20 protein-coding genes are annotated in these 23447 nt (G+C 58.5%); 7 read left to right on the plus strand and 13 right to left on the minus strand.

Features of this window, described 5'->3' with window-relative positions; translation table 11 throughout:
- Window positions 1-1098, plus strand: a complete 1098-nt coding sequence (pmrB, locus tag GUC22_RS18480) for a two-component system sensor histidine kinase PmrB (RefSeq protein ID WP_004135260.1) — start codon at window positions 1-3, stop codon at window positions 1096-1098.
- A gap of 301 nt (window positions 1099-1399) precedes the next feature.
- Here the strand turns inward: pmrB and uvrB are convergent, their stop codons facing one another.
- The gene (gene uvrB / locus GUC22_RS18490; protein WP_004135262.1) at window positions 1400-3415 is read right to left on the minus strand and encodes an excinuclease ABC subunit UvrB; all 2016 of its coding nucleotides are present in this window, start codon (window positions 3413-3415) and stop codon (window positions 1400-1402) included.
- Window positions 3416-4116: 701 nt separating this feature from the next.
- Between uvrB and GUC22_RS18495 the strand changes: the two genes are divergently transcribed.
- The gene (locus tag GUC22_RS18495) at window positions 4117-4839 is read left to right on the plus strand and encodes an ABC transporter ATP-binding protein (protein WP_004135264.1); all 723 of its coding nucleotides are present in this window, start codon (window positions 4117-4119) and stop codon (window positions 4837-4839) included.
- Here the strand turns inward: GUC22_RS18495 and bioD are convergent.
- The 4 genes from bioD to bioB are packed head-to-tail and all read right to left on the minus strand — an operon-like array spanning window position 4781 to window position 8429.
- A complete protein-coding gene (bioD, locus tag GUC22_RS18500; RefSeq protein WP_004135266.1) occupies window positions 4781-5503 on the minus strand; it encodes a dethiobiotin synthase in 723 nt (240 codons plus the stop codon). The genes GUC22_RS18495 and bioD overlap by 59 nt on opposite strands.
- Window positions 5496-6251, minus strand: coding sequence for a malonyl-ACP O-methyltransferase BioC (gene bioC, locus GUC22_RS18505; protein WP_116943976.1), 756 nt, complete (start codon window positions 6249-6251; stop codon window positions 5496-5498). Before bioC ends, bioD begins: the two co-directional genes overlap by 8 nt.
- The gene (bioF, locus tag GUC22_RS18510; protein ID WP_064371852.1) at window positions 6235-7392 is read right to left on the minus strand and encodes an 8-amino-7-oxononanoate synthase; all 1158 of its coding nucleotides are present in this window, start codon (window positions 7390-7392) and stop codon (window positions 6235-6237) included. Before bioF ends, bioC begins: the two co-directional genes overlap by 17 nt.
- On the minus strand, window positions 7389-8429 hold the full coding sequence (gene bioB / locus GUC22_RS18515; protein ID WP_049090097.1) for a biotin synthase BioB: 1041 nt from the start codon (window positions 8427-8429) through the stop codon (window positions 7389-7391). The genes bioF and bioB overlap by 4 nt, the downstream gene beginning before the upstream one ends.
- An 85-nt stretch (window positions 8430-8514) precedes the next feature.
- On the opposite strand from bioB, the gene bioA reads away from it, so the two are divergent.
- Window positions 8515-9804, plus strand: a complete 1290-nt coding sequence (gene bioA / locus GUC22_RS18520; RefSeq protein ID WP_064343381.1) for an adenosylmethionine--8-amino-7-oxononanoate transaminase — start codon at window positions 8515-8517, stop codon at window positions 9802-9804.
- 69 nt (window positions 9805-9873) lie between these two features.
- A complete protein-coding gene (locus GUC22_RS18525) occupies window positions 9874-10350 on the plus strand; it encodes a kinase inhibitor (protein WP_004132457.1) in 477 nt (158 codons plus the stop codon).
- Between the two features lie 99 nt (window positions 10351-10449).
- On the opposite strand, the gene GUC22_RS18530 is transcribed toward GUC22_RS18525, so the two are convergent.
- The 6 genes from GUC22_RS18530 to hutI all read right to left on the minus strand — a co-directional run bounded on the left by GUC22_RS18530 (window position 10450) and on the right by hutI (window position 18234).
- Window positions 10450-11832 carry an amino acid permease gene (locus GUC22_RS18530; protein WP_024360148.1) on the minus strand — a complete coding sequence of 461 codons (1383 nt, stop codon included), beginning with the start codon at window positions 11830-11832 and terminating at the stop codon, window positions 10450-10452.
- Window positions 11833-11932: 100 nt separating this feature from the next.
- Window positions 11933-13456: a histidine ammonia-lyase gene (gene hutH / locus GUC22_RS18535; protein ID WP_116943975.1), complete on the minus strand. Its 1524-nt coding sequence runs from the start codon at window positions 13454-13456 to the stop codon at window positions 11933-11935.
- Window positions 13453-15141 carry a urocanate hydratase gene (hutU, locus tag GUC22_RS27450; protein WP_024360150.1) on the minus strand — a complete coding sequence of 563 codons (1689 nt, stop codon included), beginning with the start codon at window positions 15139-15141 and terminating at the stop codon, window positions 13453-13455. Before hutU ends, hutH begins: the two co-directional genes overlap by 4 nt.
- A gap of 143 nt (window positions 15142-15284) precedes the next feature.
- Entirely contained in the window at window positions 15285-16010 is a 726-nt protein-coding gene (locus tag GUC22_RS18545) for a histidine utilization repressor (RefSeq protein WP_004134948.1), read from the minus strand.
- 53 nt (window positions 16011-16063) lie between these two features.
- Window positions 16064-17020, minus strand: a complete 957-nt coding sequence (hutG, locus tag GUC22_RS18550; protein ID WP_160183715.1) for a formimidoylglutamase — start codon at window positions 17018-17020, stop codon at window positions 16064-16066.
- Window positions 17017-18234 (minus strand): imidazolonepropionase, encoded by a 1218-nt coding sequence (hutI, locus tag GUC22_RS18555; RefSeq protein ID WP_004134958.1) that lies wholly within the window; start codon window positions 18232-18234, stop codon window positions 17017-17019. The genes hutG and hutI overlap by 4 nt, the downstream gene beginning before the upstream one ends.
- A gap of 230 nt (window positions 18235-18464) precedes the next feature.
- Here hutI and GUC22_RS18560 point away from each other — a divergent pair, with 230 nt between their 5' ends.
- The 3 genes from GUC22_RS18560 to GUC22_RS18570 all read left to right on the plus strand — a co-directional run bounded on the left by GUC22_RS18560 (window position 18465) and on the right by GUC22_RS18570 (window position 20995).
- Window positions 18465-19748 carry a putative acyl-CoA thioester hydrolase gene (locus GUC22_RS18560; protein WP_004134959.1) on the plus strand — a complete coding sequence of 428 codons (1284 nt, stop codon included), beginning with the start codon at window positions 18465-18467 and terminating at the stop codon, window positions 19746-19748.
- A gap of 415 nt (window positions 19749-20163) precedes the next feature.
- The gene (locus GUC22_RS18565) at window positions 20164-20382 is read left to right on the plus strand and encodes a hypothetical protein (RefSeq protein WP_004134960.1); all 219 of its coding nucleotides are present in this window, start codon (window positions 20164-20166) and stop codon (window positions 20380-20382) included.
- Window positions 20383-20440: 58 nt separating this feature from the next.
- The gene (locus GUC22_RS18570) at window positions 20441-20995 is read left to right on the plus strand and encodes a LuxR C-terminal-related transcriptional regulator (RefSeq protein ID WP_004134961.1); all 555 of its coding nucleotides are present in this window, start codon (window positions 20441-20443) and stop codon (window positions 20993-20995) included.
- Between the two features lie 94 nt (window positions 20996-21089).
- Here GUC22_RS18570 and GUC22_RS18575 read toward each other — a convergent pair whose 3' ends face one another.
- Window positions 21090-21821, minus strand: coding sequence for a MerR family transcriptional regulator (locus GUC22_RS18575; protein ID WP_004134962.1), 732 nt, complete (start codon window positions 21819-21821; stop codon window positions 21090-21092).
- Between the two features lie 187 nt (window positions 21822-22008).
- Complete coding sequence (locus tag GUC22_RS18580; protein ID WP_024360154.1) at window positions 22009-23232, minus strand: diguanylate phosphodiesterase; 1224 nt, start codon at window positions 23230-23232, stop codon at window positions 22009-22011.
- Between the last annotated feature and the right edge of the window lie 215 nt (window positions 23233-23447).

Consider the following 23447-nt stretch of genomic DNA (forward strand, 5'->3'; position numbering starts at 1 on the left):
ATGGCTTTTTTTGTCAGTGAAAACTGGACCATGCGTCATCGGCTGCTGCTGACAATTGGCGCAATCCTGGCGGTGTGCCAGTTGATCAGCGTGTTCTGGCTGTGGCATGAAAGCCAGGAACAGATACAGCTGCTGGTCGCCAGCGCCATCGAAGGGCATAACAATCAGAAGCATATTGAGCATGAGGTTCGCGAAGCGGTAGCCAGCCTGCTGATCCCGAGCCTGCTGATTATTGGCCTGGCGCTGTATATTTCCCTGCTGGCGGTTAAAAAAATCACCAGGCCGCTTTCTCGACTGCAGCTCGAGCTGGAAAGCCGTACCCCGGATAATCTGCAGCCTATCGCGCTGAAAGAATCGGTTCCTGAAGTGACCGCAGTGACCACCGCGATCAATCAGCTGGTATCCCGCCTGAATTTAACCCTCGATCGCGAGCGCCTGTTTACCGCCGACGTCGCCCATGAGCTGCGCACGCCGCTGGCCGGGCTGCGGCTGCACCTGGAGCTGCTGGCGAAAGTGCACGGCGTTAACGTGGATCCGCTGATACAGCGTCTCGATCAAATGACCAACAGCATTACTCAACTGCTTCAGCTGGCGCGCGTCGGCCAGTCATTCTCCGCCGGTAGCTATCAGCAGGTTGCGCTAAAAGAGGATGTTTTCGAGCCGCTGCAGGACGAGCTCGAGACGATGCTGCAACAGCGCCAGCAGAAGCTGGTGTTCAGTGATAAAGAGGGTGAAGCGGTGGTTTCGGGCGACGCCACGCTGGTGCAGGTGATCCTGCGCAATCTGGTGGAAAACGCCCATCGCTATAGCCCGACGGGGTCGACGATTAAAGTGTCGATAGCGCCCGGCCCAACGCCAATTCTGGCGGTCGAAGACGAAGGCCCGGGAATCGATGAGGCGAAAAGCGGTGAATTAAGCAAAGCGTTCGTTCGCATGGACAGCCGCTACGGCGGTATTGGTCTTGGGTTAAGCATCGTCACCCGCATCGCCCAGCTGCACGACGCGCAGTTCTTTTTACATAACCGTCAGCCCGGACCCGGCGTTCGCGCCTGGGTACTCTTCCCTAAAGCTTCGCGTCAGAACGTCAGCACCCACTGATGGAAAAAGGCAACGACGATAACAAACGCGCAGGTGACTGCCAGGTATTCGCGGAAGGTTAATTTTTGCATGGCGCTATCCTCAGTAAAGTGAGGATAGTTTCGCCAAACAAGATTAAGCCAACATTAAGCATCACGGAAAATCACGACAGAGGGGCAATAAATAACCAAAGCGTTCTGGCCACCTCGTTTTGACGCATGTGCTCGCTTTTCTGTCGGGTGGCGGCTAACGCCTTTTCCGACCTACGAAAAACACATCCTGTCCATCACCCCGAAGACCGTAAGGCCCGGCGATAACTCCGCTACGACGCGGCGATAAACAGCTCGCGCAGCTGGTGAAGCTGGTCGCGAATTTGCGCCGCCTCTTCGAACTCCAGGTTCTGCGCGTGCTGCATCATCTGCCCTTCCAGTTCGTGAATCTTCTGCTGAAGCGCCTTCGGCGTGAGGGCGACCGTATCCGCCTCAACCGGAGAGCGGGACTTGCCGCGCCCCTTGGTTTTGGTTTTCGCGATATTCTGACCGAGCGCCAGAATATCGACCACTTTCTTGTTGAGCCCCTGCGGAACAATGCCGTGCTCTTCGTTATACGCCTGCTGCTTCTCACGGCGGCGCTCGGTTTCACCGATCGCTTTCGCCATCGACGGGGTGATTTTATCGCCGTAGAGAATCGCTTTGCCGTTGATATTTCGCGCCGCGCGGCCAATGGTCTGAATCAGCGAGCGTTCAGAGCGCAGGAAGCCTTCTTTATCGGCGTCCAGGATCGCCACCAGCGAGACTTCCGGCATATCCAAACCTTCACGCAGCAGGTTGATGCCCACCAGCACGTCAAACTCGCCGAGGCGCAGGTCGCGGATAATCTCCATGCGCTCCACGGTGTCGATGTCCGAGTGCAGGTAGCGAACCCGCTCGCCGTGCTCTTCCAGATATTCGGTTAAATCTTCCGCCATCCGTTTGGTCAGCGTCGTGACCAGCACGCGCTCGTTGATCGCGGTGCGGAGGCGAATTTCCGAGAGCAGGTCGTCGACCTGGGTGCCTACCGGACGCACCTCGATGATCGGATCCAGCAGCCCCGTCGGGCGAACAACCTGGTCCACCACCTCGTCGCCGGATTTATCCAGTTCATAGGCCCCCGGCGTCGCCGAAACGTAGATCGTTTGCGGCGCCAGGGCCTCAAACTCTTCAAACTTCATTGGCCGGTTATCGAGCGCCGACGGCAGACGGAAACCATACTCCACCAGCGTCTCTTTACGCGCCCGGTCCCCGCGGTACATGCCGCCGATTTGCGGGATCGTTACGTGGGATTCATCGATCACCAGCAGACCATCGGCCGGCAGGTAGTCAAACAGCGTCGGCGGCGGCTCGCCCGGGCCGCGGCCCGACAGGTAGCGCGAGTAGTTTTCAATCCCCGAACAGTAGCCCAGCTCGTTCATCATTTCGAGGTCGAACTGCGTACGCTGGCTTAGACGCTGCTCTTCCAGCAGCTTGTTGTTCTCCAGCAGCACCTTACGCCGCTCCGCCAGTTCCACTTTAATCTCTTCCATCGCCTGGACGATGCGCTCGCGCGGGGTGACGTAGTGGGTCTTCGGGTAGACGGTGAAGCGCGGGATCGTCGACTCGATATGACCGGTCAGCGGATCGAATAGCGACAGGCGCTCAACTTCCTCATCGAACAGCTCAACGCGCAGCGCGACGTCGTCAGATTCCGCCGGGAAGATATCAATCACTTCGCCGCGCACGCGGAAGGTACCGCGCTGGAAGGCCTGATCGTTGCGGGTATACTGCAGCTCGGCCAGGCGGCGCAAGATAGCGCGCTGGTCAATGATCATGCCCACCGTCAGGTGCAGCATCATCTTCAGATAGAGGTCCGGGTCGCCCAGGCCGTAAATAGCGGAGACCGACGCCACCACCACCACGTCGCGACGCTCCAGCAGGGCTTTGGTCGCCGACAGACGCATCTGTTCAATGTGTTCGTTCACCGACGCATCTTTCTCGATGAAGGTGTCCGAGCTTGGTACGTAGGCTTCCGGCTGGTAGTAGTCGTAGTAGGAGACGAAATACTCCACCGCGTTCTCCGGGAAGAACTCTTTCATTTCGCCGTAAAGCTGCGCCGCCAGGGTTTTGTTCGGCGCCAGCACCATCGTCGGGCGCTGCAGGTCAGCAATAACGTTGGCGATAGTAAACGTTTTACCTGAGCCGGTTACCCCGAGCAGCGTTTGATGCGCCAGGCCATCTTCCAGCCCCTCTTCCAGGCGACGAATGGCTTCCGGCTGGTCGCCGGAGGGACGGAAAGCAGAATGCAGCTTGAACGGTTTACTCATCAATCAGAACCTGAAGAAGGGTTGAATGGCAGGTGTTTAATTCTACTCGTCAGCTCAGCTTTTGCCAATAAAAAATACTGGATATAAAGCCAGTACCCTATTATCGTATCCGGGCTAATTCGCGCTTTTTACCGCCAACATGGGCAAATAAAAAGCGCTTTACGGGATAATCCGCCACTCTGTAGGGTTATCCCCAAAAAGTATTGTCATTTAACATTTGTCAAGCGAGAGGATGAATGTTTTATGGCAGCCGGTGACACTTTTCTTACAGGCATTGCTTTTATCTAATCAATTGATATTTAATATAATTTAATAAAAGACGGGTTTCGCGCCAATTCGCCCGCAGGCCGCGTACTCTCTAGCTTACCGCAAGTTTTCTAACTCTAATGCACAAGGTTATCCACAGGAATAGTGGATAACTGTCTGCAGCCCATGACCCGTGCCACCCGCACAAAACCGATCGCCTCGGCAAAAACCGTCGCGAAAAAAATTAATTGAATTTTTTTTGCTGTTTATCGACGAAGAGCAGCGAGATTTTTTGCACCACATTTCAGCGCGCGGGCACCGGGAAAGTGCAAGGTCGATCCGCTTTCGCCCGGCAGCACCTGTATAGACCAGCAAATACCGAGAGTTCTTTTTCCTGGCAAGAGATTTGCAGAATCTTCTTGTCGCCTGCTATCCCAGGAAAGGAGAAAACGTCTATGTTGAGTCTACGTGCCGTGAATCACTATTACGGAAGCCAGCACACGCTGTGGAATGTCGACCTCGAGCTCAGGCCCGGTAAATGCACCTGCGTAATGGGGCTTCAGGGGATGGGTAAAACCACGCTCGTCAACTGCATTACCGGCCATCTGCCGGTGGCCAGCGGCAGTATGACCTGGCAGGACGGCGGATCGGCGCCCTATGACCTGATGCCGCTCTCCGCGCAGTCGCGCAGCGCCATCGGCATTGGCTACGTCCCGCAGGATAAACGGATCTTTTCGCAGCTGAGCGTCGAGGAAAATCTGCATATCGCCCTCGCGGCGGGCGGCGAACCGGCGTCAGCGGTCGCCGGAGAGATTTACGATCTGTTTCCCGAGCTGTACGCTCTGCGGCAAAGTAAAGGGATTACCCTGACCGCCGACGACCAGTACCAGCTGGCGCTGGCGAGAGCGCTGATAACCCGCCCGCGCCTGCTGATCCTCGACGAGCCTTCGCGCGGCGGCGGCCAGCGTTTCCTGCACAAGCTCGGGGATTTACTGATGCGCCTGAACCGCGATATTGGCCTGACGGTGCTGATCGCCGAACAGCATCTGCCGTTTATTCGCCGGGTGGCGGATCGTTTCTGTCTACTGCACTGCGGACGCAGCGTCGCTCAGGGCGACGTTAACCAGCTGGATACTCCGCTGCTGGCGAAGTGGATGACGCCCGATCCAGCGCGCTGAGGTCGAGATACTGCCCCAGATCCTCACGCTGAACCGCATTCGCCAGCCACGGGATCTCGCCGAGCAACGGCGCGGGCAGTACGCGCTTCAGCGTCGCCAGATACTCAGAGTGGCGCCTGCCCGGCGGCTGGATATCATTGGCTATCCAACCCGCCAGCGGCAGCCCGGCCTGAAGCACCGCCTGAGCGGTAAGCATCGCATGGTTGATGCACCCCAACTTAACGCCAACCACTAAAATCACCGGCAGCCGCTCTTCCCGTACCCAATCGGCAAAGGTCAGCGTCTGCGAAAGCGGCGTAAACCAGCCCCCCGCCCCTTCCACCAGCAGCCAGTCAGACAGCGCTTCCAGACCGCGCAGGCCTGTAGAGATCGCGGCGGCGTCGATCGGCCTCCCTTCTTCAGCGCTGATAATATGCGGTGACGTCGGCTCAGCAAAGGTAAACGGGTTGACCTGCTCGTAGCGTAGCGCCACCCGGCTATTGCGCTGTAAAGCCAGCGCATCCTCGTTGCGCAGCCCCTGCGGCGTATATTCGCTGCCGGAAGCCACCGGTTTGTAGCCCGCGCTCTTAAATCCTTCGCGGTTGGCCGCCTGTAGCAGAGCGCAGCTGGCGACGGTTTTACCCACTTCGGTGTCGGTACCGGTAACGAAAAAACGTTTAATCACGTTCGATAACTCCTGTGAAAAGATGATACGTCAGCGGACACTGGCCCTGCTGCTGCGGCCAGGCGAGCTGAAGCTGCCGCAGCTTGCCGCGGCTGAGCGTAGCTGCGCCGCGCCCGTGGTGTAGATGGGTCGCGCCAATGCCTTTAAGCGAGCGCATCGCGCTGAGCGCGTCGGCAAACGGCAGCGTGATGGCGTGGACGTGGCCGCTGGCGCGGCGACCGGCCAGCGCCTGACGCACCGCCTGCTCGCTGAGAAAACGGTTGGCGTGCGGCCGCGCATCGATGGCTCGCCAGGCCTGATTGAGCTCCGGCAATGAACCAGACAGCAGCGTACTAAACGCGACGCGCCCGCCGGGGCGTACCACCCGGGACAGCTCATCAATGGCGGTAGCGAGATTGTCGCACCACTGAACCGCAAGGTTGCTCCACGCCAGGTCAACGCTGCCGTCCGCCAGCGGGAGCGCTTCGATGTCGCCCTCGACGTAGCGGTGCGCGCAGTTTCCGCGGCGGGCTTCCGCCAGCATGTCGACGGAAAGATCCAGCGCCGTCACCCGGCTCCCTGCATCGCGCCAGAAACGGCTGATGCTGCCGGGGCCGCAGCCCGCGTCCAGCACTTCAGGAAAGGTCTTGATATCGAGCTGTTCCAGCAGCAGAGAGGCGCTTAGACGCTGTAATTCGTCGTGCTGGGTGTAATGCCCCGCCGCGCGGCCAAACGCCGCCGCGATGGCGCGCTTATTCACCGCCGTCATGCAGCACCTCCAGCAGGCGGGCGATATCGGCGGATTTATGGGCCGCCGTCAGCGTCAGGCGCAGCCGCGCGCTGCCGACGGGGACCGTCGGCGGGCGGATTGCCGTCGCCCAGCAGCCTTCCTCGCGCAGGCGGGCGGCCAGCCGCAGCGCGCGGGCGTTGTCGCCGACAATCAGCGGCTGAATCGCGCTGCCAGAATCGGTGAGTTCGCCGGGATAGCGGGTCATTCCCCGGCGAAAGTCGGCGATATGGCCGGCCAGCGTTTCCCGCCGCGCCTGACCCTCGTCGCCGCGAATAACCTCCAGCGCGGCGCTCAGCGCCACCGCCTGCGCCGGGGGCATGGCGGTGCTGTAAATCAGATGGCGGGCAAACTGCAGCAGATAATCCGCCAGCGCCTCGCTGCACAGCACCGCCGCGCCGCTGACGCCAAACGCTTTCCCGAAGGTGACGATAAGCAGATCCGGGCGTACCTGCTGCGTATGGCAACTGCCGCGCCCCTCTTCGCCGAGCGCGCCGATACCGTGCGCGTCGTCAACCAGCAGAAGCGCGCCCGCGGCCCGCGCCGCCTGGCACACCTCCGCCAGCGGCGCGCTATCGCCGTCCATGCTAAAAATGCCTTCGGTCACCACCAGCTGCTGGCCGGTAAGCGGTTTCGCCAGCAACTCGTCAAGATGGCGGCAGTCATTGTGCTGAAAGCGCCGCAGCTGCGCCGGACTCAGGCTGGCGGCTTCCAGCAGCGACGCGTGGCTGAGACGGTCGGCGACAATCCGATCCTCTTTGCCCGCCAGCGCGGCAATCACCGCCTGGTTCGCAGCAAAGCCGGAAATAAACAGCAGCGCGCGCGGATAGCCCAGCCAGTCGGCCAGCTGCTCCTCCAGCGCGCGGTGCGCCTCGCTATAGCCGCTGACGTGGCCGGAGCCGCCGCTGCCGACGCCGTAGCGCTCCGCGCCCTGCTGCCAGGCTTTGACAATAGCCGGATGCTGGCTGAGGCCAAGATAATCGTTGCTGGAAAAATTGAGCCAGCGCCGTCCTTCGCGGCTGAGCCAGCGTCCTGCGCCCAGCGTCACCGGCAGGCGACTGCGCAAGGCATCCGCCGCCCGCCGCTCCTCCAGCGCCAGCTCGATGCGGTGCTGCCAGCTCATAGCGCCGCCGCGTTGTAATATTCCTCGGTATCCGGATTCATCAGCGCCTGCTCCAGGCGCTGCTGCTGGGCGTTATCGCCTTCCAGCACCGCGGTCTGCTGCGGGTTAATCCCCAGCTTGCGGAACAACTGCAGGTCTTTGTCCTCTTCCGGGTTTGGCGTGGTCAGCAGCTTGCAGCCGTAGAAAATCGAGTTCGCTCCGGCCATAAAGCACATCGCCTGGGTCTGTTCGTTCATCTGTTCGCGCCCGGCGGAGAGACGCACGTGCGAGGTCGGCATCATGATGCGCGCAATGGCGATAGTGCGGATAAAATCAAAGGCGTCCACGTCGTCGTTGTCCGCCAGCGGCGTGCCTTTAACCTTCACCAGCATGTTGATCGGCACGCTTTCCGGCGGCGTCGGCAGATTGGCCAGCTGCAGCAGCAGCCCGGCGCGGTCTTTAACCGTTTCGCCAAGCCCGACAATCCCGCCGGAGCACACTTTAATCCCGGCATCGCGCACCTTGTCGAGGGTGTCCAGGCGCTCCTGGTAGGTACGGGTGGTGATGATATTGCCGTAGAATTCCGGCGAGGTATCAAGGTTGTGGTTGTAATAATCCAGACCGGCGCCGGCCAGGCGCTGCGCCTGGCTATCGTCGAGCGTACCGAGGGTCATGCAGGCTTCCAGCCCCAGCGCTTTCACCCCTTTCACCATCTGCTCAAGATACGGCATATCGCGGTCGTTAGGGTTCTTCCACGCCGCCCCCATGCAGAAGCGGGTTGAACCGGCTTGTTTCGCCTGTCGCGCCGACTCCAGCACCTGTTCAACTTCCATCAGGCGTTCGGATTCAAGGCCGGTTTTATAGCGTGCGCTTTGCGGGCAGTATTTGCAGTCTTCCGGGCAGGCACCGGTTTTAATCGACAGCAGCGTGCTGACCTGAACCTGGCGCGGGTCAAAGTGCTGACGATGGATCTGCTGCGCTTCAAACAGCAGGTCCAAAAATGGTTTATTAAATAACTCAGTGACTTGCGACATTGTCCAGCGTGGGTGGTGAGCCATTAGCCTCTCCAAAGGGTTTTGTTAATTGTCGGTTCGGTTTATACTCGTAAACCTAAATGTTTTCAAAATGGTTTACAAGTCGATTATGACAATGGACGATCTCGCTTTCGATCGGCGCCACATCTGGCACCCTTACACTTCAATGACTTCGCCGCTGCCGGTCTATCCGGTGGTGGCCGCCCACGGCTGTGAGCTGACCCTCGCCGACGGCGGGCAGCTGGTTGACGGCATGTCGTCCTGGTGGGCGGCCATTCACGGCTACAACCACCCGCGGCTGAACGCGGCGATGAAAGCGCAGATTGAGCAGATGTCGCACGTGATGTTCGGCGGGATCGTTCACCCTCCCGCGATCGCCCTGTGCCGCCAGCTGGTGGCGATGACGCCGGAAAGCCTTGAGTGCGTATTCCTCGCCGATTCCGGTTCCGTCGCCGTTGAAGTGGCGATGAAAATGGCGCTTCAGTACTGGCAGGCGAAGGGCGACCCGCGCCGGCGCTTTCTCACCTTCCGCAACGGCTATCATGGCGATACCTTCGGCGCGATGTCGGTCTGCGATCCGGCGAACTCAATGCACAGCCTGTGGCAGGGTTATTTACCCGATAATCTCTTCGCCCCGGCGCCGCAAAGCCGCTTTGACGGCGAGTGGGATGAGCGGGATATCGTGCCGTTCGCCCGACTGATGGCCGCCCATCGTCATGAAATCGCCGCGGTGATCCTCGAGCCGATTGTCCAGGGCGCGGGCGGCATGCGGATGTACCATCCCGAGTGGCTCAGGCGGATCCGCAAGATGTGCGATCGCGAAGGCATTCTGCTGATTGCCGATGAGATTGCCACCGGCTTTGGCCGGACGGGTAAGCTGTTCGCCTGCGAGCACGCGGGTATCGCGGCGGATATTCTGTGCCTCGGCAAAGCGCTGACCGGCGGCACCATGACGCTCTCCGCCACCCTCACCACCCGTCAGGTGGCGGAAACCATCAGCGACGGTCAAGCCGGCTGCTTTATGCACGGCCCGACCTTTATGGGTAACCCGCTGGCCTGCGCGGTGGCGACCGAGAGCCTGCGCCTGCTGGAAAGCGGCGAATGGCAGCAGCAGGTGGCGGCCATTGAAGCGCAGCTCAACGCCGAGCTGGCGCCGGCGCGCGAATCAGAGCAGGTTGCCGACGTGCGGGTACTGGGAGCGATTGGCGTGGTCGAGACGCATCGATCGGTCAACATGGCCGCCCTGCAGCGCTTTTTCGTCGAGCAAGGCGTGTGGATCCGCCCGTTCGGTCGCCTGATCTACCTGATGCCGCCGTACATCATTACGCCGGAGCAGCTGAGCCGCCTGACGCGGGCGGTTAACATCGCTGTTCAGGATGAAACATTTTTTAGCGAATAAGAGACGGTAAAGGCGCGGCTCACACGCTACACTTCTTTGCTAATCAGTGAATTAATGCGAGGAAAGACGATGAAATTAATCAGTCATGATTTGCAGGATGGCGAGAAGCTGCCCAATCGTCATGTCTTCAACGGCATGGGCTACGATGGCGATAATATTTCGCCGCATCTGGCGTGGGACGATGTCCCGGCCGGAACCAAAAGCTTTGTGGTGACCTGTTTCGATCCCGATGCGCCGACCGGCTCCGGCTGGTGGCACTGGGTAGTGGCCAACCTGCCGGCCGATACCCGCGTGCTACCGCAGGGAGCGGGCTCCGGACAGGCCGAACTGCCCGAAGAAGCGATTCAGACCCGCACCGATTTTGGCCAGGCCGGATACGGCGGCGCGGCGCCGCCAAAGGGCGAGACCCATCGCTATATCTTTACCGTCCACGCGCTGGACGTCGAAAAGATTGCCGTCGATGAGGGCGCAAGCGGCGCGATGGTCGGCTTTAACGTCCATTTCCACAGCCTCGGCAGCGCATCGATTACCGCCCTGTTTAGCTAATCCCCGGATGGCGGCGTAAACGCCTTATCCAGGCTACAGGTGAGTGCGATTGGGTAGCCCGGGTAAGGCGTCAGCCGCAACCCGGGTAAACCAAAACAATCACGACTCCGTCACCGCCAGCACGGCGTTTTTGCGCACCCGCGCAAACCACACCGCCGTCAGCAGTCCAAGCCATACCAGACCGGCGATCAGCGCAATCCGCGTCTCCTCCACCATTCCCAGCACCGCGATGACCAGCCCCATAAACAGCAGCGTCAGCAGCGGCGCAACCGGCCACAACGGCACCGGGAACGCGATATTGCCGCGCTCTTCAGCGGACAGGCCGCGACGCATCGCAAAGTGAGCCAGCAGGATCATCACCCAGACCCATACCGTCGCGAAGGCCGCCAGTGAGGCAATCAGCACAAACACCTGCTCCGGCATCAGGTAGTTCAGCACCACCGCCGCCAGCAGCGCCACGCCCATCACCACCACCGTCATCCACGGCACGCCGTTGCTGGCGATACGCTGGAAGCTCTTCGGCGCCAGCCCCTCTTTCGCCATACCGTACATCATGCGCCCCGCGCCGAAAATATCGCTGTTGATCGCCGAAATACTGGCGCTGATGACGATGATATTCAGGATGGTGGCCGCCGCTGGAATACCCAGACCATCAAAAATCAGCACGAACGGACTGCCCCGCTCGCCGAAGCTGTTCCACGGGAATATCGCCATCAGAATGGCCAGGGTGCAGACATAGAACAGCACGATACGCAGCGGGATAGTGTTGATCGCCTGCGGGATCACCTTCTGCGGATTCTTCGCTTCCGCCGCGGTCACGCCGATAATCTCGACGCCGCCAAAGGCGAACATCACGATACCGAGCGAGGCAATAATCCCCTCCCAGCCGTTAGGGGCAAAGCCGCCATGGCTCCATAGGTTCTCCAGCCCGGTTGCCGGGAAAGCGTTACCGAACCCGAAGAAAATAATACTGCCGCCCGCCACAATCATGGCGATAATCGCCACCACTTTAATCAACGACAGCCAGAACTCCATCTCGCCAAAAACGCGCACGCTGCACAGGTTCATGGCGCCGATAAAAAAGATAATGCTCAGCACCCAGATCCAGCGCGGAACATCGGGATACCACAGCCCCATATAGATGCCGAAAGCGGTAACGTCCGCGAGGGCGACGATCACCATTTCAAAAGTGTAGGTCCAGCCGGTGATAAACCCCGCCAGCGGGCCAAGATACTGGCGCGCGTAGCTGCTGAAGGAGCCGGAAACGGGGTTACGCACCGCCATTTCCCCCAGCGCGCGCATCACGATAAACACCGCCGCGCCGCCGATCAGATAGGCCAGCAGTACCGCCGGACCCGCGGCTTTGATCGCCGATGCCGAGCCGTAAAACAGCCCGGTACCGATGGCGGAGCCGAGCGCGATAAAACGAATGTGCCGGGCGTTCAGCCCGCGCAGCAGGTGTGGCTTGTTTTGTTGTTGCATATGCAAGTGTCCTGATAGTTTTTATACGACGACAAATATGCGTGTAGGGCGGCCGGGAAGAAGCGATCCTCCCGGCGCGGGTACAGAGAACAGCGATGATTTAGAGCACGGCGGGCAGCAGCCGCGTCAGATGACGCGCCGCCAGAAGCGCAATGGCGTTTTCGATATCCGGGGCGAAGAAACGATCCTCGGTGTAATGGGTCACCCGTTCGCGCAGCAGGTGCCGCGCCTCTTCCAGCAGCGGGCTACTGGTCAGGCCTTTGCGCATATCCAGCCCCTGTACGGAAGCCAGCCACTCAACGGCCAGCACGCCGCGGGTATTTTCCGCCATCGCCCACAGGCGACGCCCGGCGGCTGGCGCCATGGAAACGTGGTCCTCCTGGTTGGCGGAGGTCGGCAGACTGTCCACGCTGTGCGGATGCGACAGCGCTTTGTTCTCGCTGGCCAGCGCCGCCGCCGTCACCTGGGCAATCATAAAGCCGGAGTTGACGCCGCCGTTTTTCACGAGGAACGGCGGCAGCTGCGACATATGGCTGTCCATCATCAGGGCGATGCGGCGCTCGGAAAGCGAGCCGATCTCGGCAATCGCCAGCGCGATATTATCCGCCGCCATCGCCACCGGTTCGGCGTGGAAGTTACCGCCGGAAATCACGTCATTCTCGCTGGCAAATACCAGCGGGTTGTCGGATACCGCGTTGGCTTCCACCAGCAGCACCTCCGCCGCCTGGCGAAGCTGGGTCAGGCAGGCCCCCATCACCTGCGGCTGACAGCGCAGAGAATACGGGTCCTGCACCTTGGTGCAGTTATGGTGCGACTGGGAAATAGCGCTGTCGTCGGTCAGCAGATGGCGATAGAGCGCCGCGGCGTCAATCTGCCCGCGCTGGCCGCGCGCTTCATGAATGCGCGGGTCAAACGGCCGGCGCGACCCGAGCGCCGCCTCGGTGGTTAACGCCCCGCAGACCACCGCGGAAGAGAATAGATCTTCGGCTTCGAACAGGCCGCGCAGGGCAAACGCCGTCGAGGCCTGGGTGCCGTTGAGCAGCGCCAACCCCTCTTTCGCCGCCAGAGTAATCGGCTCAAGCCCCGCCTGACGCAGCGCTTCCGTTGCCGGCAGCCACTCCCCGCCGCGCACCCGCGCTTTCCCTTCGCCAAGCAGGGTTAAGGACATATGCGCCAGCGGCGCGAGATCGCCGGACGCGCCGACCGATCCCTTCGCTGGGATCCACGGCGTCACGCCCGCGTTGACCAGGCCAATCAGCGCCTGGATCACGCTCAGGCGAATCCCGGAAAAACCGCGCGACAGGCTGTTAATTTTCAGCACCATAATCAGACGCGCGAGGTCGTCATCCAGCGGTTCGCCTACTCCCGCCGCGTGCGACAGCACCAGCGAGCGCTGCAGGTTTTCCAGGTCTTCGGTAGAGATGCGGGTTTGCGCCAGCAGGCCAAAACCGGTGTTGATGCCGTAGGCCGTGCGGCCTTCCGCCAGAATGGCGTTAACGCAGGCGACGCTGTCATCAATCGCCGCGAACGCGCTTTCGTCGAGGGCGAGCTTTAGCGGCTGACTGTAGACGTCGCGCAGCTGCGACAGGCTGAGTTGACCCGGAATCAGTGTTAAAGCGTTCATTTAGCGTGCCCCTGCGTTGCTGCCACCATCGGAAGATTCAAACCTTGTTCTGTCGCGCACTCAATCGCGATATCATAACCCGCATCGGCATGGCGCATCACGCCGGTCGCCGGATCGTTGTGCAGCACCCGGGCGATACGCGCCGCCGCTTCATCGGTACCGTCGCAGACGATAACCATGCCGGAGTGCTGCGAAAAGCCCATCCCTACCCCGCCGCCGTGGTGCAGCGACACCCAGGTCGCGCCGCTGGCGGTGTTAAGCAAAGCGTTGAGCAGCGGCCAGTCGGAAACGGCGTCGGAACCATCGCGCATCGCTTCCGTTTCGCGGTTCGGGCTGGCAACGGAGCCGGAGTCAAGGTGGTCGCGGCCAATGACAATAGGCGCGGAGAGTTCGCCGCTGCGCACCATTTCGTTAAACGCCAGCCCCAGCTTCTGCCGCCACTCGAGGCCTACCCAGCAGATACGCGCCGGTAGTCCCTGGAAGCTGATACGCTCGCGCGCCATATCCAGCCAGTGGTGCAGGTGCTTATCGTCTTTAACAATCTCTTTCACTTTAGCGTCGGTTTTATAGATGTCCTGCGGGTCGCCGGACAGGGCCACCCAGCGGAACGGGCCGATGCCGCGGCAGAACAGCGGGCGGATATAGGCGGGTACAAAACCGGGGAAAGCAAACGCGTTGTCAACGCCCATCTCCTGGGCCATCTGGCGAATGTTATTCCCGTAGTCAAACGTCGGCACGCCCATGTCGTGGAAAGCCAGCATCGCCTGAACGTGGTCAGCCATTGAGCGCTTCGCCGCCAGGATAGTGCCCTGCGGGTCCGACTCAGCTTTAGCCTGGTACTCTTCCCAGCTCCAGCCTTTCGGCAAATAGCCGTGCAGCGGGTCGTGGGCGCTGGTCTGATCGGTCACCATATCCGGGCGCACGCCGCGCTTGACCATTTCCGGCACGATGTCGGCCGCGTTGCCGCACAGGGCGATTGAGATCGCCCGGCCTTCGGCGGTGTATTTTTTGATGCGCGCCAGGGCGTCATCCAGCGACGTCGCCTGTTCGTCAACGTAGCGGGTACGCAGGCGGAAATCGATACGGCTCTGCTGGCATTCAATATTCAGCGAGCAGGCGCCCGCTAAGGTCGCGGCCAGCGGCTGCGCGCCGCCCATGCCGCCCAGACCTGCTGTTAATACCCAGCGCCCCTTCAGGCTGCCCTGGTAGTGCTGGCGCCCGGCTTCAACAAAGGTTTCATAGGTGCCCTGCACGATGCCCTGGCTGCCGATATAGATCCAGCTGCCGGCGGTCATCTGACCGTACATCGCCAGCCCTTTAGCATCCAGTTCGTTAAAGTGTTCCCAGGTTGCCCAGTGCGGCACCAGGTTGGAGTTGGCGATCAGCACCCGCGGCGAATTTTCATGGGTTTTGAATACGCCCACCGGCTTACCGGACTGCACCAGCAGGGTTTCGTCGCTCTCCAGGTTTTTCAGCGCCTTCACGATGGCGTCGTAGCATTCCCAGTTGCGCGCCGCGCGCCCGATACCGCCGTACACCACCAGCTCATGCGGGTTTTCGGCGACATCCGGATCGAGGTTATTCATGAGCATACGCAGCGGAGCTTCGGTCAGCCAGCTCTTCGCATTTAGCGTCGTGCCACGCGGTGCACGGACGTCCTGCTGGCGGTATTTGCTTTGCGACATCGGGGGTTTCTCCTGACAATTAACGTTGTGTACGTAGATACATATACTTGTCTATACAAGCATGCGCAAGCCAGGATTTAACACAAATGATACATTTTTGTTATATTGCGTCAGCAATCACGTTTTGCCGACGCGCAGGAAGATCAGGAAGCAAAATGGCCCTGCAGACGGTAGCGGCTGCCGGGGAAAAGCAGACGCGCGTGGGAGACGATATGGGTAGTGGACCAGGTGCGGCGGCGGATCAGCAGACAGGGGTCGTGCGCGTGAATGTGCAACAGCGCGCACTCCTCAGCCGTTGCCTGCACCGCCTCGACAATATGCTCCCCTTCGGTCAGCGGGGCGATGAGCGACAGGTAGTCGTGGGGCGTGGTGGCGGTATAGTCCTGACGCAGATAGTCCGGCACCACGGCGGCGTTGACGCAGCGGTCCTCAATCTGTACCGGAACGTCGTTTTCAAAATGCACCATTAGCGAATGGAAAATCCGCGTACCGGCGGCCACGTTCAGCGCCGCGGCCTGAATCAGGTCGGCCTGCGTTTCCTCCAGCAGCAATACTTCACAGCGGTGCTGATGATGACGAGAGGCAATTTCTTCGGCGATGCTGCGCACTTCAAACAGCGCCGACTGCCCTTTCGGCTCTGCGACAAACGTCCCTACCCCCTGTAATCGCACCAGCAGGCCTTCATCAGTCAGTTCGCGCAGCGCCCGATTGATGGTCATCCGGCTAAAGCCAAACTGCGCCACCAGTTCCGCCTCCGAAGGAATGCGATCGTGCGGACGCCAGACGCCGCTGTGGATCTTTTCGCTGATAGCCTGTTTCACCTTTTCATAGAAAGGCGCAGGCGCGGAACGAGGTTGCGATGAGAACATGGCCGGGCTTCCTTGTGCGAATGGGCGCGAAACGTCCAGAATATACTGAATCGCTACTGCCACCAATGGGCGATTTGCCACGCCAGACGCGCTGCCGCGCGGGCTCCCTGGCTATCAATATCGTACTGCGGGTTAAACTCCACCAGATCCACCGCCTGGAGCTTACCGCTGCGGCACAGCGGCTCGACGATGCGCAGCAGCGTGGCCAACGGGATGCCGAGCGCGGCAGGCGCGGAGACGGCGGGCATTTCGCGCGCGGGCAGCACGTCGAGATCGATAGTCAGATACAGGCGATCGTAGCGGGCGATATTACGCGCGAGTTCCGGGATCGCTCGCGCTTCGAAAGCGTTAAGCACATCGAGATCTTCGATAATCGTCACCCCGCGGCGGGCGGCCTCGTCCAGCAGCGCCTGGGTATTGGCGGCGCGGCTCACGCCGATGCAGGCGTAATGAAAAGCGCGCCGCTGCGCTTCGCAGGCCAGCGCCAGCTGACGGAATGGCGTACCGGAGCTGGCCCGGTCGGCGATACGTAAATCCAGATGCGCGTCAAGATTAATAATGCCGACCTCCTCCCCGGGAAACGCGTCCAGAACCCCGGCGCCGTGGCCGAAGGCCGTCTCATGACCGCCGCCGAGGACCAGCGTACGCTTGCCCGCGCGTTGGCAGGCGGTTACCGCTTCGCGCAGCGCCTGCTGCGCTGCCTCCAGCGCGTCGTCCGCCACATGGATAGTCCCCATATCCACGCAGCGGTCATGTCCGTCATGGCTGGCCATATTGGCCAGCGCCCGGCGCAGGGTTTCCGGTCCCCTTTCAGCGCCGGTGCGCCCTTTATTGCGCCGAACCCCTTCATCACAGGCGAATCCCAGCAGGGCAATGTCGCCAGCCAGCATCTCCGGCTCAAAACGCTCGGCCCGGACGATAGTCTGAAACAGGCGCAGCGCGTTGGCCGCCTCCGCGCTGTCGTCGCGTCCCTGCCAAAGCACGGCGGGGGTAGGTTGCCATAGCTTCATACGATTTCTCCACGAACGACGCGCTGCCAGAGCGGACTGCGCCCGGGCTCATAAACCATCTCCACCGGATGCTCCGCATCCCAGATAGCGAAATCGGCAACAAAGCCCGGCGCCAGCTGGCCGTGGCTCGCCTGGCGGCCCAGCGCCTGCGCCGCATGACGCGTCACGCCTGCCCACGCCTCCTCCGGCGTTAAGCCAAATTTCACGCAGGCCATATTCATCGCCAGATGCAGGCTGGCAAAGGGGCTGGTGCCGGGATTGTAGTCCGTCGCCACCGCCATCGGGACCTGATATTCACGCAGCAGTTCAACCGGCGGCCTGCGGGTTTCGTTAAGGAAATAGAACGCGCCGGGCAGGAGCACCGCCACGGTGCCGCTGCGGCTCATCGCCGCCACGCCTTCCGGCGTCAGGTATTCGATATGGTCGGCGGAAAGACCGTGATAGCGGCTCACTAATTCGGCGCCGCCCAGCGAAGAGAGCTGCTCGACGTGTCCTTTTACCGGAATACCCAATGCCTGGGCCGTGCTGTAAATCCGTTCCGTTTGCGTCGGGCTAAAGCCAACGTTTTCGCAGAAGGCATCGACGCTTTCAAATAGCCCCTCTTCCCACAGCGTGGGTAGAATGGTTTCACACACCAGATTGATATAGCCGTCCGGGTCGCCTTTATATTCCGGCGGCGTGGCGTGGGCGGAGAGCAGCGTTGGCGAAACCTCGACGGCATGCGTCGCGGCAAGCTGCTGTACGACCCGCAGCATTTTGCGCTCGTTTGCGAGATCCAGCCCGTAGCCGGATTTAATCTCGAGCGTAGTGACGCCTTCGCGCAGCAGACGAGCCAGCCGCTGCCGGGCCAGCGCCAGCAGTTCGGCTTCGCTGCTATCGCGGGTGGCGCGCACGGTCGCGTTAATGCCGCCGCCGTTGGCGCTAATGGTCTGGTAGGAGACGCCGTTGAGGCGCTGCTCCCACTCCTGCGCCCGGCTGCCGCCGAAGACCAGGTGCGTATGGCAATCAATCAGCCCCGGCGTAAGCAGTCTGCCGCCGAGGTCAATACTCTGCCCTGCGGGCGCCTCGCCTTCTGGCACAATCGCTTCGATACGTCCGTTGCGTACCAGCAGCGCATGATGATCCAGCAGCCCGTAAGGCTGAGAGGAACGGGGATCGAGTGTGGCAAGGCGGGCGTTTCGCCAGATTACGCGTTCGGAAAGGGTGTGTGTCATAGCCGTCAACTTGTCATGGGTTGTATAGACATTTATTTTGATCCCGCGCGAAATGTCAACCCGACAGCGGCGAATGTTATTTATTTGTGATCAAAAGCGATCCATTCCAGCCGCTCGCTATGTAAAGGAAACAACTTTTTTGCGCTACATCTTCCCGTTTCGTTTAAGTTGGTATAAAACAGCAGGCTTTAAAGGACTTATCCTCTTAATTTATTCTTGCCCGGAGCAATATGAACACATATTCCGTTTCCCGCCTGGCGCTGGCGCTGGCCTTTGGCGTGACGTTGTCCGCCTGTAGTTCGACGCCTGCCGATCAACAGCCCTCAACGCAGACTGCGCCGGGCACGGCCTCTCGTCCTGTTTTAACCGCCGATGAGGCGAAGAACTTTTTACCGGCGAGCTATTTCCAGTCTCTCGATCCGAACGCCGCTGCGTGGACGCCGTCCGCCATCAGCCTCCCGGCGCAGCCGGATTTTGTCGTTGGGCCTGCGGGTACCCAGGGGGTAACCCACACCACCATTCAGGCCGCGGTGGATGCAGCGATTACCCGCCATTCTAATCGTCGCCAGTTTATCGCCATTATGCCGGGCGAATATGCCGGCACCGTCTACGTGCCGGCGGCACCCGGCGCGCTGACCCTGTACGGCACCGGCGAGAAGCCGATTGACGTAAAAATCAGCGCCGCAATTGATTCAGAAATGGATCCGGTCTCCTGGCGTCATCAGGTCAATCCGGGCGGTAAATATATGCCGGGTAAACCGGCCTGGTATATGTACGACAGCTGCCAGAACAAACGTACCGCCACCATTGGTGTGATGTGCTCAGCGGTTTTCTGGTCGCAGAACAACGATCTCCAGCTGCAGAACCTGACTATCGCCAACAACCTCGGCGACAGCGTAGACGCGGGCACCCATCAGGCCGTGGCGCTGCGTAGCGATGGCGATCGGGTGCAGATTAACAACGTGAACATCCTTGGCCGCCAGAACACCTTTTTCGTGACCAACAGCGGCGTACAAAACCGCCTGCAGGATAACCGTCAGACCCGTACGCTGGTCAGTAACAGCTATATAGAAGGCGACGTCGACATCGTTTCCGGCCGTGGGGCGGTGGTGTTCGATAATACCGACTTCCGCGTGGTCAACTCACGCACCCAGAAAGAGGGTTACGTTTTTGCTCCGGCGACCCTGAAGAGCGTGACCTACGGCTTCCTCGCGGTGAACAGCCGCTTTACCGCTTCCGGCGATAACGTCGCGCAGCTGGGCCGTTCTCTGGACGTTGACGGCAACACCAACGGCCAGGTCGTGATTCGCGATAGCGTCATTAATGAAGGCTTTAATGTTGCCAAACCGTGGGCTGATGCCGTCGCTTCTAACCGTCCGTTTAGCGGCAACACCGGTACCGCGGATGCCAAAGGCAACCCGCAGCGTAACCTGAACGACGCGAACTTCAACCGCATGTGGGAATACAACAACCGCGGCGTGGGAAGCGTTGTCGTCGCAGAGCCGAAGCAGTAACGCTCAAACCGAAAGGGGGAGCCCTTCCCCCTTTGTCTTTTTGCTTTACCCTCTCCCTTCTCCATCGCCCTCACCCGCGCGCCATCATCGACACGACCGCCCGTTCGCCGCAGAACGCCGCTATGTACAAGTTTTTCACATTATCTTTACAAATAATAACTAATAAAAACAATGCTTTATTATGAGGTGTTAAAAAAACAAACTAAATGTACAAAATTAATTCGTAAAAATTGTACATCCTGAAAATCGTGACTATAGTTATTACGTAAGTTTTAAATCCTGCATTACAGCATTCTTATGATTTAAAAAAATGCGCACCATTTCCTTTGAGATGGTGAAGAACCGTATCGCAAAGATGATGGCTATCCACATCTTTGTTTGGTGATTTATTGCCTAATATGACTCGAGATATACCATGCAGACTAAAAACACCATTCCCGCAGAGTTTATTGCAAACTCGGCTTTGCTGAAAAATATCGAACATATGGTGCAGGCCCAGACGCAGAGTGAAGCCGTCAGCCACGATCGTTTAATCGTTGAGGTGCAGCGTCGCCTGAATATCGAGAAAAATGAAATTCTCGCCGACTTATATATCCAAACGCTGCATATGCTACGCGCCAAAAGTCATCACTAAGCGTGATATGTGATTTGTTAAATTAAGCCAGCATTAACATTTCTGCCTCGGAGGACAAATGAACAACGACAAGCAAGGTCACTTTTTTAATCATTACGATCTTTGGATTAACAATAACCTTCTTCGTCAAGGATTACAGCTGGTACTGGATTCGTTATCACCAGGCTGTTTTCATGGAAAATATGTCTTTTTCACCAGCGATAACTATTATGCGGTGCTCAATCATCATTATGATCGCAAAAGAGTTCGTTTTGTCCTGCTCACCGATGGCAATGATTTAAACTTTCTGAGCGAGCTGCCGATGTACAGAATTCCTGCGCGCGCCACGCCGGCTGAGATAAAATCTTTTATTCTCCGCCCTACCTTGTTCGGTAAGAAGCCTGACAGGGAATCAGAAAATATTATTTTTACCAGTCGTGAAAAAGAAGTAATTCGTCTGATGAACGATGGCGAAGCGATGGTAAATATAGGGAAGTCGCTGAATTTACATATTAAAACAATTTATCAAATTCGCCTGACCTTAATTAAAAAACTTGGCTGCTCGGGCCGGACAGATTTTTTTAATATTAGCCGCAGCGAAACATTTAAAGCCTGGACCCAGCGCAATTTCTGACAGTTTACCGAACGGCCAACCTGGTCACGCATCGGGAAGACAAGCGGCGGAATAACATCTCTAAAAATGTTCCGCTGCTAACCCCCTCTCTCGCTTACTCTCCGTGAAACTCGATAGTGTAGCCCTGGCTTTGCCAGTGGCTCAGTAATTCTGCCTGCAAAGGGGTCAGCGCGCGGCCAGTCCAGACAAAAATATGCTGTCCGGGGAATAATTCCGGGCGGGGAGAGTCAAGCGGCTCTGCCAGCACGTTGACGTGCCAGGCGCGCTGCGATAAACGCCACGCTTCCAGCCACAACCGGGTACGATCTTCGTTTCCCCAGCCAACCAGCAGGGTCTCTTTACCCACCTTTTTGCGCGACTCCGCAAGAATAAGCGCCACGCAATCAATCAGGATACCGTCCAGCATACTGATGATGGCCAGGGAGGTGTTCTGATCGAGATTGAGCTTGCTGCGCACCGGGACAAAAAGCCGGTCAATAAGTTTATCTACGGGATATTCATGGCTGAGAGACATGATGCGGGTACGTAATTTCGCGGGCTGTACAAGTCGCAGAAGAGACATCATCTCTTCCTGGAGCAGAACGGCTGCGTCGTGCGATTCAGGCTGCTGGCCTTCCAGTAGCGCCTTTACCTTGCCAACCGAAACCCCCCGATCGATCCAGCGTTTGATTTCCTCAATGCGCTGAACGTCCTCCTCGTCAAACTGGCGGTGCCCTCCCTCGCTTCTCTGCGGCTTGAGCAAACCATATCTCCGCTGCCATGCACGCAAAGTCACGGGGTTGATTCCGCAACGTTCGGCAACTTCACCGATGCTGTAATATGCCATTAGCGCCCTCTAACCTGAAAATACTTTCCCGACTAAATTAACTAATTTAGCCAGGTTGTACAATTAACTTTTCTTGTACAGTTAAAATAAACAGGTCGGACGCCAATGTACAGGTCAAAAAAGAATAATTATTTTACCGTTCACTACGTTTTTTTTACGTAAACATGCACTCCACCGCAGAAAAAATTTAAAGAAGCTCCCACGCTGTTTTTTTCTCAGGCCATGCTACCGCGGGAATTCCCCCCAGACACGGTCTGGCAAATAAATTACCCTGGAAATGGATAATGCCCGCGGACTCCAGCCACATCCACTCCTCCGGCTGCTCAACGCCCACCGCTGAAATGGCGATTTCCAGCGAATTACAGCATTTAATAATGGCCTGCACGATGGCCTGTTTTGGGCCGTGCTTATGGATATCTTTGACCAATTGGCGATTAATCTTAATGCGGTCCGGCTGAAACTGGGCCAGCAGCAAAAGCCCGGCAAATCCGGCGCCAAAGTGATCGATCGCCACGCGAATTCCCGCGGACTTGAGCTTTCGTACGGAATCGGTGAATTCATCAACGCGGGAAATGGCTTCACTCTCGGTGAATTCCACGATAATTTGTTCTGGAATCAAACCATTGGATTCAATTTCCGCCAGCAGAAATTCGACAGCCCCGGGAATATTAACCAACGTCATCGGTAGCAGGTTAATCGACAGAGTGCGTCCACGCAGGCGCAGACGTCCCGCCATAGCAAAGGCAATACGCTTGCTGAGGAGGTCCGTCGAGTACATTTCCTCTCGCGACAGCCCATCAAAATAGACCGCCGGCGATTCGCCGGAAGGGGTACGCAGCAGCGCTTCCACGGAGACGATCTCTTTCGCAAACGGGTCGATAACCGGCTGGAACGCGAAACTGCATTCGGCCCGCGCCAGCGGCGTATCAGGATACGAGGCTTCCCCTTCCGTCACAAAATCCCAGCTTTCGGCCGCTGGAATCTCGTAATAGTTCTCCTTTTCCGTTGCTTCCACGAAGGTACGGAAAAAATGGAGCGCTCTGTCGTCATAGGTGAGTTGATATTTCGTGGTCCCTTTATCCAGCACAACCTGCAGCACTTCATCGCGGTCATACTCTCGTAAATCAAAGAGTTCCATACCTATTTTGCCAAAGCGCCGCGTCGGACCATGATCCCTGAGTAGTTCAACAAGATTATGGTGCCGCGGGTCTGTGCAGATACGGCGATAAATTCCCTCGACCTTCTCTTCAGGCCCTTCTAATAATTGAAAAAAATGGGTGCCGTTAAAAAGCAAAATACCCGACACCTCTTCCTGGCCATTTTTTACATTTGCTTCAGCAACCATGCTGTCAAGCGATTTAATTGACACGTTGTCGCAGATATGGCTGCGATAAATGATGGTAGTGAGCATGAAATTTCCGACAGAAGAGATAAAAACTAATGAGATATTACAGTAGCAGTTCCACCGCAATAAGTCCTGTAAAACAGCTGGTCTTATTAACAAATAATTTACATTAACCAACTCATTTCACTGCGATTCTTGCCTGCCTGTACACCTGTACAAGCCGTACATCTTATGATGACGATACCCTTACGATAACAAAGATTAAAACTCATTTAAAATCA

This window comes from Klebsiella sp. MPUS7, assembly GCF_009905335.1.
Taxonomy (GTDB): Bacteria; Pseudomonadota; Gammaproteobacteria; order Enterobacterales; family Enterobacteriaceae; genus Klebsiella; species Klebsiella grimontii.